General features: G+C 63.9%; 13 protein-coding genes and 1 other RNA gene. 5 read left to right on the top strand and 9 right to left on the bottom strand.

Going from position 1 to position 14,546, the window contains the following annotated elements:
- Positions 1-95: 95 nt before the first annotated feature.
- Positions 96-719 carry a nucleotide exchange factor GrpE gene (grpE, locus tag NH396_RS09840; protein ID WP_253063291.1) on the bottom strand — a complete coding sequence of 208 codons (624 nt, stop codon included), beginning with the start codon at positions 717-719 and terminating at the stop codon, positions 96-98.
- Positions 720-1,095: 376 nt separating this feature from the next.
- Between grpE and recN the strand changes: the two genes are divergently transcribed.
- The gene (gene recN, locus NH396_RS09845; protein WP_253063302.1) at positions 1,096-2,766 is read left to right on the top strand and encodes a DNA repair protein RecN; all 1,671 of its coding nucleotides are present in this window, start codon (positions 1,096-1,098) and stop codon (positions 2,764-2,766) included.
- Positions 2,767-2,966: 200 nt separating this feature from the next.
- Here the strand turns inward: recN and fur are convergent, their stop codons facing one another.
- Entirely contained in the window at positions 2,967-3,389 is a 423-nt protein-coding gene (gene fur, locus NH396_RS09850) for a ferric iron uptake transcriptional regulator (RefSeq protein ID WP_043333352.1), read from the bottom strand.
- Between the two features lie 78 nt (positions 3,390-3,467).
- Between fur and bamE the strand changes: the two genes are divergently transcribed.
- A complete protein-coding gene (gene bamE, locus NH396_RS09855; protein ID WP_166019032.1) occupies positions 3,468-3,896 on the top strand; it encodes an outer membrane protein assembly factor BamE in 429 nt (142 codons plus the stop codon).
- A gap of 92 nt (positions 3,897-3,988) precedes the next feature.
- Here the strand turns inward: bamE and NH396_RS09860 are convergent, their stop codons facing one another.
- Positions 3,989-4,300, bottom strand: coding sequence for an RnfH family protein (locus tag NH396_RS09860; RefSeq protein ID WP_166019033.1), 312 nt, complete (start codon positions 4,298-4,300; stop codon positions 3,989-3,991).
- Positions 4,301-4,388: 88 nt separating this feature from the next.
- Entirely contained in the window at positions 4,389-4,826 is a 438-nt protein-coding gene (locus tag NH396_RS09865) for a type II toxin-antitoxin system RatA family toxin (RefSeq protein ID WP_043333347.1), read from the bottom strand.
- Between the two features lie 162 nt (positions 4,827-4,988).
- Here NH396_RS09865 and smpB point away from each other — a divergent pair, with 162 nt between their 5' ends.
- Together smpB and ssrA are read left to right on the top strand one after the other, a co-directional pair.
- On the top strand, positions 4,989-5,465 hold the full coding sequence (gene smpB, locus NH396_RS09870) for an SsrA-binding protein SmpB (protein ID WP_176675915.1): 477 nt from the start codon (positions 4,989-4,991) through the stop codon (positions 5,463-5,465).
- A 135-nt stretch (positions 5,466-5,600) separates the two neighbouring features.
- Positions 5,601-5,955, top strand: a transfer-messenger RNA (tmRNA) gene (ssrA, locus tag NH396_RS09875).
- Between the two features lie 226 nt (positions 5,956-6,181).
- On the opposite strand, the gene NH396_RS09880 is transcribed toward ssrA, so the two are convergent.
- The 4 genes from NH396_RS09880 to NH396_RS09895 form a co-directional block, all read right to left on the bottom strand.
- A complete protein-coding gene (locus tag NH396_RS09880) occupies positions 6,182-7,039 on the bottom strand; it encodes an ABC transporter ATP-binding protein (protein ID WP_253063595.1) in 858 nt (285 codons plus the stop codon).
- Between the two features lie 153 nt (positions 7,040-7,192).
- Positions 7,193-8,251, bottom strand: coding sequence for an iron ABC transporter permease (locus NH396_RS09885; protein WP_253063304.1), 1,059 nt, complete (start codon positions 8,249-8,251; stop codon positions 7,193-7,195).
- Positions 8,252-8,389: 138 nt separating this feature from the next.
- Positions 8,390-9,358 (bottom strand): iron ABC transporter permease, encoded by a 969-nt coding sequence (locus NH396_RS09890; protein WP_253063597.1) that lies wholly within the window; start codon positions 9,356-9,358, stop codon positions 8,390-8,392.
- 176 nt (positions 9,359-9,534) lie between these two features.
- On the bottom strand, positions 9,535-10,500 hold the full coding sequence (locus tag NH396_RS09895; RefSeq protein ID WP_253063306.1) for an ABC transporter substrate-binding protein: 966 nt from the start codon (positions 10,498-10,500) through the stop codon (positions 9,535-9,537).
- A 511-nt stretch (positions 10,501-11,011) separates the two neighbouring features.
- Here NH396_RS09895 and NH396_RS17165 point away from each other — a divergent pair.
- Positions 11,012-13,477, top strand: coding sequence for a mechanosensitive ion channel domain-containing protein (locus tag NH396_RS17165; RefSeq protein WP_253063308.1), 2,466 nt, complete (start codon positions 11,012-11,014; stop codon positions 13,475-13,477).
- Positions 13,478-13,629: 152 nt separating this feature from the next.
- On the opposite strand, the gene NH396_RS09905 is transcribed toward NH396_RS17165, so the two are convergent.
- On the bottom strand, positions 13,630-14,214 hold the full coding sequence (locus NH396_RS09905; RefSeq protein ID WP_253063310.1) for a DUF2780 domain-containing protein: 585 nt from the start codon (positions 14,212-14,214) through the stop codon (positions 13,630-13,632).
- Between the last annotated feature and the right edge of the window lie 332 nt (positions 14,215-14,546).

The raw sequence follows: 14,546 nt of genomic DNA on the forward strand, positions 1-14,546 counted from the left end.
CAAGACCCGGCCGGGCAAATTTTCCCGGGCCGGATCGCCCTGAGCCCCCACAGGGCGCGATCCAACGCCTATCGGGCGTCGAGAGCGCGCAGGCCTCAGGAGGCCTTGCTGACTGCCACCATCGCCGGACGCACCAGGCGGCCATTGAGGGTGTAACCCTTCTGCATCACGTCGATGACGCTGTTCGGCTCCGCGTCCGGGGACGGCACCATGGCGACAGCCTGATGGTATTCCGGGTCGAAGGGCTCGCCGTGCGGATCCAGCTGCTCGACGCCTGACTTGTTCAGGGCATCCAGCTGCATTTTCAAGGTCATCTCGATGCCTTCGACGTGGGTCTTGGCCGCTTCGTCACCCGACATGGATTCCAGCGCCTTCTCGAGGGAATCCACCACCGGCAGCATTTCCTTGACGAACTTCTCCAGCGCGAACTTGCGCGCCTTCTCGGCGTCCTGCTCGGCACGACGGCGCGCGTTCTGCGCATCGGCAGCCGCGCGCAGCGCCTGGTCCTTGGCTTCCTTGACGGCCTGCTCAAGCTCTTCGACCTGGGCGGCCAGCATCTCGGCTTCCGGGTTGTCCACCAGAGAGCCTTCGCCGCCGGTATCGTCGGCATCCAGTACGTTGTCGATCACTTCACCTTCCGGCGTTTCCGGCTGCGGCTCGGCATCGCGAGCGGCACGCTGAAGCTCTTCATCCATCGGGGTCTGCGGGTCCTGAGCCATGCTGATCTCCTGCGGGCCGACGTCTGTGCGCCATTGCCCTGATTCGTGGCCTGCTGAGCCTGTCGCGAAGCATCACTCGCACTGGGCTGACAGACAGGCCATGAGTTGCCTTGAGAGGCAGCAAGGCCAGGCCATTGCTGCCGACTGAAAGTGTCAGTGCCTCTATATGGGGACAGCACATCGCTTCTCAAGCCTTGCCGCAGGCTTTTCTCCCCACTGAGCCCGGCATGGATTGAAGGCCACCCGAACGTGCTGTATAAAAAGCCATGCTCACTGTATAAACATACTGTATGGCGACACCGTAGCCCGCCCATCGAGTCCGGGTCCGCTGATGTTTCCCAGCACGGCGTACGTCAAAGCCCCCTCGGAGGTAGTCATGCTGCTGCAACTCGCCATCCAAGATTTTGCCATCGTCGAAACGCTGGAACTCGATTTCCGCCGCGGCATGACCGCCATCACCGGCGAGACCGGTGCCGGCAAGTCCATCCTGCTCGGCGCCCTCGGCCTGTGTCTGGGCGAGCGTGCCGATGCCGGCAGCGTGCGCCATGGCGCCGACCGCGCCGACCTCATCGCGCGTTTCGATATCAGTGAGCTTGGCGACGCCCGTCAGTGGCTGGATGAGCGCGAACTGGGCAGCGACGACTGCCTGCTGCGTCGCGTCATCACCGCCAGCGGCCGCTCAAAGGCCTGGATCAACGGTACGCCCTGCACCATCGCCGACCTTCGCGAGCTGGGCGAGCACCTGATCGACATCCACTCCCAGCACGCCCACCACTCCCTGCTCAAGGAAGAGACGCACCTGCGTCAGCTCGACGAATATGCGGGCCTGGAGACTCAGGCCGCCCAGCTGCGCGAGGACTTCCGTCACTGGCAGGAGGCGCATCGTCGTCTCAAGCGCATGAGCAATGATGGCGATGAAGTACGTGCGCGCCGCCAGCTGCTGCGCTATCAGGTCGAGGAACTCGATGAACTGGCGCTATGCGAAGGGGAACTGGAAGCCCTGGAGCAGGAGCAGGAAACGCTGGCCAATGCCGAGCAGATTCTGGCCGAGGCGCAGTCCGCCGCCGAGTGCTGTGATCACGACGAAGAAGGTGCACTGTCTCGCCTCAACCAGGCCCTGGCCCGCCTGGCGCATCTGCCGGGCAACGAGCACGGCTCACTGGCCAGTGCGCTGGGCATGCTCGAGGAAGCGCGCATCCAGATAGAGGAAGCCGCGCGTGAGCTGCACCGCTTCGTGGAAGTCACCGAACTCGACCCCGAGCGCCTCGCCTTCGTCGATGAGCGCCTGAGCCGCATCCATCAGATCGCGCGCAAGCATCATGTGATGCCGGACGAGCTGCATGGCCTTCATCAGCGCCTGCGCGAAGAACTCGATGGCCTGGGTGGCGATGAGGAGGCCATCGAAGCCTTGCGCGAAGAAGTGGCTCAGCGTCGCGAGGCCTGGAAGGGGCTGGCGAGTGAGGTGAGCGCCAGACGCGCCACTGCCGCCCCGCAACTGGCCAGCGACATCCAGGACCAGCTGGCCTTCCTCGGCATGGGCAAGGCCACCTTCGAGGTCGCCATCGAGGCGCGGGAGCGCCCGCAGCCCGAAGGCATGGAGCGTATCCACTTCCGCATCAGCGCCAACCCGGGCCAGCCGCCACGCGCGCTGGCCAAGGTCGCCTCAGGCGGCGAGCTCTCGCGTGTATCGCTGGCGATCCAGGTCGTGGCCGCCAGTCGCTCGACCATTCCCAGCCTGGTCTTCGATGAAGTCGATGTCGGCATCTCCGGCGCTACCGCCGAGATCGTCGGCCAGCTGCTGCGTCGACTGGGCGACAAGGGCCAGGTGCTGACCGTCACTCACCTGCCGCAGGTCGCCGCACAGGCGCATCAGCACCTGCATATAGAGAAGCAGGCCGAGAAGGACACGACCCGCACCCACATGGCGCTGCTGGATGACAGCGGCCGCGTGCGCGAGCTGGCACGCATGCTGGGCGGCATTCATCTCTCCGAACAGACCCTCGCCCATGCCCGCGAGATGCTTGGCGCTGCCGACAGCCGCCATTGAGCACTGTCGCCAAAGTCGCCGTTCATGCGCTGTCGTCGACGTCCATTCGTCCAATGACACTCCTCGGCAAGACGAACGCTGAAGTCATGGATTTAGGAAACATGAACGCCAGATACACGAACGGCCGCCCTCAGGGGCGGCCGTTCGTGTATCTGGCCGGAGAAGGCTCTCCGACCACGTCATCCCTGACGCAACCCGCGTCAGCTATCGCTCTTGTCGCCCTTGGGACGCACGTAGAGCACTAGCGCATGCTCGACCAGCTCATAGCCGTGCTCCTCGACGATCTCGCGCTGACGGCGCTCGATCTCGGGATCACAGAACTCTATGATCTCGCCGCTGTCCAGACATACCATGTGGTCATGGTGTTCTTCCTGGGACAGTTCGAAGACAGCGTGACCGCCATCGAAGTTGTGGCGCATCACCAGTCCCGCTGTTTCAAACTGGGTGAGCACACGATAAACCGTCGCCAGACCGACATCTTCGCCAGCCTCAAGCAACGCCTTGTACACGTCCTCGGCACTCAGGTGTCGATCCGTCGATTTCTCGAGGATCTGCAGGATCTTGACTCGCGGTAGGGTTACCTTGAGTCCCGCCTTGCGCAGTTCATGGTTCTGATCGGCCATGCTGGGGTACTCTTCGCAGTCGCTTGATGTATCAGGTATGATCGGCCAAGGCAAAACGATAGGGAATCTTCAGGGCAAATGCAAAACTTGATCAAAACAGTCGCCTTTTGCAGCGCCCTGTCGCTGCTCACCGGGTGCAGCTACTTCAGCGTCTACAAGCGCGACCTTCCTCAGGGCAACCTGATCAAGCCGGAAATGGTCGAGCAATTGAAGCCGGGCATGAGCCGCGAACAGGTCATCTACGTGATGGGCTCACCGCTGCTGACCGCCCCCTTCAGTGAGGATAGCTGGGACTACGTCTATCGCCTCAAGAAAGCGGATGGCGAAATCATCAACAAGCGTGTGACGTTGACCTTCGCAGGCGATTCACTCTCCAACATCGACAAGAGTGGCGACATCGACCAGGAAACCGTCATCGTGCCGGACCTGGACATCGACCCTCGCGCGGCACAGCCTAACCGTGCTGAATCCAAGGCAGGCGCAGCCGACCTGCCTGAAGAGCGCTGATCACTGTCCTCTTCACTCAGTGACAAGCCGGAAAAACAGCGGGGCACCTCTCAAGGTGCCCCGCTGTTTTTGATTCTCGCCGGCAGCTCGTCTTACTGGCCGGCGCGAGCGGCCTTGTCGGCGCGCCGTTTGCGCGCAAGCTTGGGGTCGGTGATCAAGGCGCGATAGACCTCGACCCGATCCCCGGCGTCCAGCACATGCTCATCGGGCTTGCGCAGCGCCTTGCCGAAGATGCCCAGGTCCGCCTCGAGAAACACTTCGGCGGCAATCGTCGGAAAGTGCTGCTCCAGACGTGCCATGCGCACGGCCTCGCGCGCCGTGGTGCCGGGGGCGACCGCCAGCGAGACGATCTTCTGCTTGTCGGGAAGCGCGTAGGCCACCTCGACCGTGATTCTGTCTGTCATGTCTGCTCCTTTGCTCTCGCCACCTTCTATATACCACCTGTGCGATATATCACCTGCGCGGCGTTTCACCCTGGCCAACGGCCAAGGGTCAGCGCTGAGTGTAGATCTGGTCAGCGCGGCGCGTGAAGGCCTCGACCATCTGAGCGGCGACCTGGCTGAACAGCTTGCCGAACGCCATGCCCAGCAGACGATTGCTGAACTCGAAGTCCATCTCGAGCGAGACCTTGCAGGCATCTTCGCCCAATGGCGTGAACAGCCAGGTCCCCTGCAGACGCTTGAAGGGGCCATCGACCAGATTCAGCTCTATCCGCTCGGGGGCATACAGGTCATTGCGCGTGACGAAGCTCTGCTGCATGCCTGCCTTGGACAGGGTGAGCCTGCCCTTGAGATGGTCCTCATCACGTTCCAGCAATTCCGCGTTGCTGCAGCCGGACAGGAATTCGGGATAACGCTCGAAATCATTGACCAGATCGAACATTGCCCGGGCCGAATGCCGCACCAGGGCAGACCGGTTGACCGTAGGCATCTAGCTCTCCGCTGACTTGGATACGCAGCATGCGTATCATGAACAATGGGCCGGCGCACGAAGTGCCGTCTGGCCTTGAATGGTAACACGCCTCCCCCCATCCAGAAGGATGTGCCATATCCACACTGGATGACGGCAGGCGCACACGACAAATGAGGCAACATGGGCAAGAAAAAGAAACCCGAACAGGGCGGCAATCTGATCGCCCAGAACAAGAAGGCACGCCACGAGTACCACATCGAGGAAACCTTCGAAGCGGGTCTGGTACTGGCAGGCTGGGAAGTGAAGGCGCTGCGCGCAGGCAAGGGCCAGCTGACCGATACCTATATCGTGATCAAGAATGCCGAAGCCTGGCTGCTGGGCTGCCACATCCATCCGCTGGAAACCGCCAATACCCACGCGGTGGCGGACCCGCAGCGCACGCGCAAGCTGCTATTGCACAAGAAGCAGATTGCACGCATCTTCTCGCGCACCCAGGACAAGGGCCACACCTGTGTGCCGATCAAGCTGTACTGGAAGAATGCGATCGTGAAGTGCGAGATCGCGCTGGTGGAAGGCAAGAAGCTGCACGACAAGCGCGCCACCGAGAAGGACCGCGACTGGAACCGTCAGAAAGCCCGTATCCTGCGCGACCGCTGAGGGCAGCGTGAGGGAGCTCACGCCAGCAAGCTACTGTCAGGCCAGAAATTTTCCTGAACGCTTGAACTGGCGTAGCACAGTCCCCACCTGCTATGATGAAGACGTAGCAACGCAGTAAAGTGGTAACACTGTTATGGGGGCGTTCTGGCATTCGACGCTGGTGGCAAACCCTGAGGTGCATGCCGAGATCGTAACGTATCTCGTAAATAAAACGTTGCAAATATATAGTCGCAAACGACGACAACTACGCTCTAGCTGCATAAGCTGCTCCTGAAACCGTTGCGCCTGTTCAAGGTGGATGGAGAACGAGCCCGTATAAACAGGATCGTCTTGGCCGACGTCTCTAAGGTCGAGATTAAAACTCAGAGAATCGCATCACTGTAGCCTGTTCATTGGCGGCAGGGGTGTTAAATCAAAAAATGAAACTAAGCATGTAGAGCCGAAGGCGGAGTGCCGGCGGACACGGGTTCGACTCCCGTCGCCTCCACCATATCCGTGACAGAAAGGCCTCCCTTCGGGGAGGCCTTTCTGTTTGTGGGCGATCAGTTCTGGCTGGGGCTTTCCTGTCAGAGGCAGAGCGCTCTCTCAAGTCGCCCTATCAAGCCCCCTCTCAAGTCACCCTCCCAGACTTTCCCAAGCCCCTCTTTCAGGCCCGCGCAAGGCCCGGCAGCGGCTACACAGGCGCCACAGCGCCCGTCATGGCCATTGCCCCGACCTCAGGTCGCGCTGCCGCTCAGGCGCTCGCTGGTGCGGCGTACGCCAATCAGCAGCGGCGTGCCGGTGTCGGGATCGGGGATCAGGCGACACTCGACCCCATAGAGCTTGCGCACCAGCTCCGGCGTCACCACCTCGGCGGGCGCGCCCTCAGCGATCACGCGGCCTGCGTGCATGGCCACGATGTGGTCGGCGTAACGGCAGGCGCTGGCCAGATCATGCACCACCATCACGATGGTCTTGCCCTCTTCATGGGCCAGACGCTGGATCAGCTCGAAGACTTCGATCTGGTGACCGAGATCCAGCGCCGAGGTCGGCTCATCCAGCAGCAGCAAGGGTGTCTGCTGCGCCAGTGCCATGGCGATCCAGGCGCGCTGACGCTGCCCACCGGACATCGAGGCCAGCTCACGGTCCGCCAGGTTTTCGATATCGGCGGCAGCCATTGCCTCGGCCACCAGACGCTGATCCTCCTCTGACCACTGACTCAGCGCACCCTGATAGGGCTGGCGACCGAAACGCACCAGCTCATGCACCGTCACCCCCTCGGGCGAATGCGTCTCCTGGGGCAGCAGCGCGATGCGCTGGGCCACTTCGCGCCGCTTGTAGGCGTGAATGTCCTTGCCTTCCAGCAGCACCGCGCCTGATTCAGGCAACTGAAGGCGAGCCAGCCCTGCCAGCAGTGTTGACTTGCCACAGCCATTGGGCCCGACGATCGCCGTCACCTTGCCGTCGGGCAGCCCCAGGGTCAGCGCATCGATCACGGTGACATGGCGCTGGCGCGCGCCGTAGCCCAGCGACAGCTCGTTCGCTCGCAGGGTGTCGGTGGTAGCCGCGGCGTGGCGATCGGCCGGGGAATTCATCGCTCGCGGATCAAGCATCGTCTCAGCGCTCATGGCGCACTCTCCTGAAACATCATCGGCCGCTGGAACATCATCAGCCGCTGAAACATGTCGTGCGACGCTGAGTGGCAAGGACTGGCCCTGGGCCGCTCAGCAGGAAAATAGGGGCAACGGCTAGCGCGGGCTGCGCAGCAGTATCCACAGCAGATAAGGACTGCCGACCACGGCCATCACGATACCTACCGGGATTTCCAGTGGCGACAGCAGGGTGCGACCGGCGAGGTCGGCCAGCACCATCACCAGCGCGCCGGCCAGCGCCGAGGCCAGCAGCGGCACGCCCTTGTGACGCGACAGGTAGCGTGCGATCTCGGGGCCCACCAGCGCCACCATGCCTACCGGCCCGGCCACCGCGACGGCCGCCGCCGTCAGCACGACCGACAGCCACAGCGTGATCAGGCGAACACGCGACACCGGCTGTCCCAGCCCGATCGCCACGCGGTCGGTGAAGCGCAGCGTATTCAGCCCGCGCCCCAGCCAGAGCGCGATCGGCACGCCGATCAGCAGGGCCAGCCCCAGCCAGGTGAGCGAATCGGCGTCACGTGCATTGAGGCTGCCGACCGTCCACGGGTAGGCGTTGTTGGCGACATCGATGGAGACTCTTGCCAGCATCAGCTGCGTCCCGGCACCGAACAGCGCCCCGACCCCGATACCGGCGACCAGGAAGCGATAACCGCGCGTGCCGATGCCGCCGGAGAGCCCGAAGGCCAGCGCAGTGGCGATCACGGCACCGCTCAGCGCCATCACCGGGGGCGCCAGCGAGATCCCCATCCCGACCACGGAGGCCACCGCGAAGGCGGTCGCGCCATTGTCGATACCGATGATGCCCGGCGTCGCCAGACGGTTGCCGGCCAGGGTCTGCATCAGGCAGCCCGCCAGCGAGAAGGCAGCGCCCGTGGCGATACCGGCCAGCAGGCGCGGCAGTCGCAATTCCTGCACCACGAAGACGGTAGCGAACTCGCCGTGCCCGAAGACCGCCTTGAAGGCATCCCAAGGCCCAAGGCCGGCACTGCCCAGCATCAGCGAGGCAACACTGGCCATCAGCAGCGCCAACAGCAGCATTCCGGCCGCCAGCAACGGCGCACGCAACAGCAGCAGGGACAGCCTGCCATGGCGCCACCAGAGCGTGCCGGTAGGGGTCGAGCGAAGGGGATCAAGCGGTGAAGGTCTAGACATCATCGATTCCAAACAAGGCCCTGTCAGGACAACGCCTGACAGGGCCGGTCGATTCAAGCAATGAGGCGATGGCGCCGGCATGCGCGCCAGCCTGGCCTCCATCATCGTTCGCGCCGCAGGCGCCAGAGGCACCCGTCGCTACAGGGTGGGCAGACGACGGGCACGCACCACGGCGATCAGCACGGGGGCGCCCATCAGGGTCGTCAGTACCCCCAGCGGCAGTTCCGAAGGCGGCACGACCAGCCGCGAGACCACATCGGCGCTCAGCAGCATGGTCACCCCCAGCGGCAGGCACAGCCACAGCGTACGCCGGACATCGGCGCCGCACAGCGCACGCGCCACATAGGGCACGGCGAGGCCGACGAAGGCTACCGGCCCGGCCAGTGCCGTCGCGGCACCGACCAGCAGCGCCACCACCAGGATCGCGACCTTGCGCACGCGCTTGGGATGATGGCCCAGGCCACTGGCGACCTGCTCACCCAGCACCATAGCGGAGAGCGGCCGCGCCAGCCACAGCGTCAACAGCAGCGCGATCAGGATACTGGGCAGGCTGCTGTAAAGCGCCTCCAGCGAGCGTCCGGCCAGACTGCCGATCACCCAGAAGCGGATCTCATCGGCCGCGCGCTGATCGATCAGCAAGGCCAGAGACGTCAGCGCCACCAGCAGGCTCGACAACGCCGCGCCGGCCAGCACCAGTCGTACCGGGTCCTGACGTGCGCCGCTCATTCTCACGGTGCTCATCACGAACAGACACCCCATCAGCGCACCACTCTGCGCCACCATCACGTGCATGCCGGCCGCTTCCATCCCCAGCAGCAACGCCACGGCCACGGCAAAGGAGGCCCCGGCACTCACGCCCAGCAAGCCCGGCTCCGCCAGCGGGTTGCGTGCTACCACCTGCATCAGGGCGCCGCCACAGGCGAGCATCATGCCGACCACCATGCCGATCAGGGTACGCGGCGCGCGCAGTTCGAGCACCACGAAGCGCGCCTGATCACTGCCCTGTCCGGCCAGCACCTGCAGCGCCTGCCAGGGGCCGATATCGCCAGCCCCCCACAGCAGGCTGGCCAGACAGGTCAGCAGGGCACTCAGGCAGGCCAGCGGCATCACCTGACGCAACGCAAGACGCCCGGAGACCTTGTAGGTCATCCGGGCGGCATGTGCGCGTGGCCTACGGGCCTGTGGAGAGGTCTCTTCAGCCTGCATACCCCCTCCCGCGTCGCGATTGCGGGTGGTCCCCTGCCTGCGCAGGGGTCAAACGTCGTGCACCGACATGACTGCGACTAGCCATCATCGCGCGCCCGGTCGATATCCTTCAGCAACGCTTCCGCGGCCAACGGGCCGCTGGCGCTGGTCCACAGCTGGCCATTCACGCCGACCAGGCTGTCGCGGTCCGCTGTCTCGAGGCGCTGGAAGGCCGGTTGTGCCGCCAGGGCGTCGACCGCGGCATCAGAGGAGTCGTCCAGGGTGGCGAGGAAGATGGTCTGCGCATCGATGCGTGCCATGTTCTCGTCACTGAGCGGATCGGAATGCGGACGACCCGGCTTGACCAGATCACCGCCGACCAGCTCATAGCCGCTGGCCGCCATCAGGCCGGTCGCGAACAGCTGATCGGACATCGCCATCAGGCCACCCGGCATGCGACGCACCAGACTGGCGGTTTCCGGGGTGGCCATCTCGGCCTTCAGACGCGCGGTGTGCGCGTCGATGGCGGCCAGACGTGTCTCGAGTTCCGCTTCGGCCGTCTCGCCCAGCGCCTCGGCATAGACGCGACTCTGCTCCTTCCAGCCCTGCTGGCTCAGCGCCGAAGCGCTCGGCACGATGGTCGGCGCCAGACGCGACATCAGCTGGTACTGGGTCTTGTCGAGGCCCGGCGGTGCCAGGATCAGGTCCGGCTTGAGCGCCACGATCGCCTCGAGATTGAATTCACGCGGCGTGCCGACGATCTTGATGTCCGGCACCTGCGGCTGGATATAGCTCGCCACGCCATCACCGCCGCGAGTGGTCACGGCGCCCAGCGGCGTCACCTGACTGGCGACGGCCACATCCAGCGCGCCTTCGTACAGGGTGACGACACGCTGCGGCGTGCCCTCGATATCCAGCTCACCGTAGGCCGTCTCGACACTGCGTGCCTCGGCAGACAGGGAAGCCCCCATCAGCGCTACCGCCAAGGTCGCCATCAGGCTCTGTTTGAACCATGCAGGCCGGGTCATGCCACGAGCAGTAACAGCAGTCGACGAGACGGTCATGCAGTACTCCGAAATGAAGAAAAGGATCTCGCACTCAAGCGAAGGCAGACGTGACCCTGCGCAGGACGATACCGCAAGGCCCTCTGTGCGCATGACGATCACACTTGAACGACGAATAATAATCAATCGCAACAATACCGGCTCGCCCTGCGACTCACCACACCAGTTCATGCAACGCGACATTGCAATATCCTGCATGGCAGCAGGTCACGCCTCTCCTCCGAGGAGTACCTGAAGACCTTGAAGGATGGCGGCGCCTGCCGCAGGCTGTGCGCAAGAATGTCTCTGGCGGAGTCCCCACAGGGGTTGGGATAGCACCAAGTGCCCCGATAACTGAGGGATGGACTCTCGCTCGGCGTAAGCGCAGGACGTGCGAGACGCCCCTTCAACATCTATCTGACAGATCCTCGCGTTATCGATGGGATGCTTGCGAGCCTCTGATGCACCTCCGGAGCCTGCTCTCACTCTTGCCCCGATGCCTCACACACTCACCGACATGGAGAAGCCATCTGTGGCGATTCCGACACCCCCGCACTCCCCTCCCGCCCTTGCTGCCTCGCGCCAACCGGACTCATGGCGACCTGCCTGGCTGATGTACGGCCTGATGATGCTGTTGATGGTGCTGAGCCTCGGATTCAGCAGCCTGTCCCTTGCCGCCCCGTCCGAAGACGGCAGCGGCGATGGCGCGACATCCTCCTATGAGAGCCTGGCCACGCTGCTGGAAGACCCCAGTCAGCGCGAGGCATTGATCGAAGGCCTGCGCCAGCTGGACAGCCAGGCAAGCGAGAAGGCCGTCGAGGTGGCGGGGGAAGACGTCACCCTGAGCGAGGATTCGCCATCGCTGTCCCGCCAGCTTGCCGAGGTCAGCCAGGATCTGGTCGCGGACCTTTCCACCACGCTGGACAGGGTGCTGGGCACGCTCAACGGCATCGGCAACGAGGATGCCAGCAAGATTGACTGGGAGCACTTCACGTCCGAAGCCGTCAGTCTGGGACTGGTGGTCATCTCGACCATCGGCCTGTTCCTGATCCTGCGCCGCCTGGCTCGCCCGCTGTTCGGCCGCGTCAGCCAATGGTCACTGGACGGCCAGCATCGCAGTCCGCTGCTGCGTACCATGATGGCGGTGATCATCGCGGCGGTCGTCGACGTTGCCGTGATCGGTCTCGCCTTCCTGGGCGGCTATCTTCTGGCCATCTTCGCCTACGGTGAACAGGGCGTGATCGGCCAGCGCGAATCGATGTTCCTCAATGCCTATCTGGTGATCGAGCTGTTCAAGGCCTTGATGCGCATGCTGTTCTCTTCAGGCTTCAAGGGCCTGCGCCTGTTCCCGATGCGCGATGAGGTCGCCCGTTACTGGAATCGCTCGCTGGCCATGCTGGCCGGATTCATCGGCTATGGCATTCTCGTCGTGGTGCCGATGGTCAACAACAATCTGGCACCGGCGGTGGGCAGCTTCGTCGGTCTGCTCGTCATGGGCGTCTCCCTTGTCTGGGCCATCGTCGTCATCACGCGCAACCGCATCATCCTGCGTGACCGTCTGCTGAATCAGGCCAAGGAAACCCGCAACAGCCTGGTCGCGATAGCGCTGCGCATCCTGGCCAGCACCTGGCACCTCTTCGCACTGGCCTACTTCATCACGCTGTTCGTGATCTCGCAGACCACGCCGGAAACCGCGCTGCCCTTCATGATGGGAGCGACCCTCAAGACCCTGTGCGCCATCGGTGGCGGCTATCTGCTGTCCCAGGTGCTCACCCAGCTGATCGGCAAGCGCATCCAGGTCTCCGACAAGCTGCGTGGTCAGCTGCCGCTGCTCGAGAAGCGCCTCAACTCCTACATCCCCACCGCGTTGCGCATCATGCGCGCCATCATCCTGATCGTGGTGGTCGGCATGGTGCTGAATGCCTGGCACATCGTGGCGCTGGGCGAGTGGCTGGCGACGGATGCCGGCGCCCTGTTGCTGTCACGCATCTTCCATGTACTGTTCATCCTTGTCTTCGCCATCGCCCTCTGGGTCGGCATCGCCAGCCTGATCGAGCACAAGCTCAATCCGGACACCGGCAAGGGCAAGCCGTCCTCGCGGGTGGAGACCCTGCTGGCGCTGTTCCGCAATGCCATCGCCATCGCGATGATCGTCTTCACCGCGATGATCGTGCTGTCCGAGATCGGCATCGACATCGCGCCGCTGCTGGCCGGTGCCGGGGTACTGGGTCTGGCGATCGGCTTCGGCGCCCAGAAGATGGTGCAGGACATCATCACCGGGGTCTTCATCCAGCTCGAGAATGCCATCAATACCGGTGACGTGGTCACCGCCGGTGGCGTGACCGGCACCGCGGAACGCCTGACCATCCGCTCGGTGGGCATCCGCGACCTGTCCGGCACCTTCCATATCGTGCCCTTCTCGTCGGTGGATACCGTCTCCAACTACATGCGTGACTTCGCCTACCATGTCGGCGAATACGGCATCTCCTATCGCGAGAATGTCGACCACGCCATCGTGCACCTGCGTGCGGCCTTCGATGAGCTAGAGGCAAGCAGCTATGGTCCGGAGATCCTCGAGCCGGTCACCATCGCGGGTGTCTCGGCCCTCGCCGACAGCTCGGTCAACATCCGCGTGATGATCAAGACCAGCCCGGGCAACCAGTGGGCCATCGGCCGCGAGTACAACAAGCTCGTGAAGCAGCACTTCGATGCCGCTGGCATCGAGATCCCGTTCCCGCACATGACCATGTACTTCGGTCAGGACAAGGACGGTGGTGCGCCGCCGGCCAACGTGCGCACCATGCAGGCGCCTTTCGTGATCGATGGCTCGGCCGCCGGCCAACCCAAGACCCCCGAGCAGCGCGAGGCAGCCGCCAAGGTTGCCAAGCGTCGCGAGGAGAATCCGCTGACGCGTCATGCCACCGAAGACGGCGAAGTCGTGGATGCCGAGGAACAGCGCATCCGTCAGACGACCCAACCGGATGCCGACGGCGACTGATCAAGCGCCTGCACTATCCCGACGCGGCTATCCCGACACGGCTGCCTGCGCAGGCAGCCGTCCTGAAACGACAACGCCCCCGAGCCAGTGGCTCGGGGGCGTTTTCATGTGCGGGCTTATACGCTGCCTCACACCTCATGCAAGGGGCTGACTCAGGAGCCGGTGCCCCACATGCTGGACAGCGAGCTCAGCAGCGTCGAGCTGACGCCTTCGCCGCCCATGTAGCTGAGCAGCACCGGCGCGAACTGGGAGACCATGCTGCTGTCCATGCCCAGCGCGGAGAAGGCGCTGTCCAGAGACGCGCTGTCATCGACATTGCCGACGGTGCTGGCCAGTGCCGTGGCATTGTCGTTGCCGCTCAGGCTCGCCAGGCTGGAGAGCGTGGACAGCGAGCTGCTGCTGGTCAAGCTGGACAGCTGCGGCACCTCAGTGGACAGCTCGGAGGTCGCGCTGGTACCAAGCTGGGACTGGGCCAGAGCCAGCATGGCAGCAGAGCCACCCAGCGCCTGAGTGGAGGACACACCCAGCTGGGAGGTCAGGCTGGACATCAGGTCGGCCGCCGGCAGGGATTGGCCGGTCTGGCTGCTCAGCATGCTGCTGGCGAGGCTCATCATGGCGCTGGACGAGCTGGAAGAGCTGGCAGCGTTGCTGGAAGAGCTGTTACCGGTAGCGGCACAACCGGCCAGTGACACGGCCAGTACAGAGGCGCCCATCAGGGCCAGGGACTTATGCAACATGCAGACTCCATCATCGCTTGGGGAAACGGACCGGACCCGGCCCGTAGATGCGCCACATGCATGGGCGCATCCGACACGCAGAATCATCGCACGGAGGAAACGCTTCCAGCCAGCGCCACACGCTCACGCTCTGGCCGTGCAGGCCCGGACGCATCGTTGCCGGGTCAGCAACGAGAAATCCGGCGCCGTCCATGCCCACGCGAGCATGCACCCACCGACACTTTACAGCGACGTGCTGGAAGGGCGAAAACCTGGATCAGAATGTCCACAGCGCCCGTCATGCGGGCAAAAAGAAGGGCATCCCGTCACACGGCGTGTGAACCAGGATACCC

Source organism: Cobetia sp. Dlab-2-AX (assembly GCF_024124625.1).
GTDB lineage: Bacteria > Pseudomonadota > Gammaproteobacteria > Pseudomonadales > Halomonadaceae > Cobetia.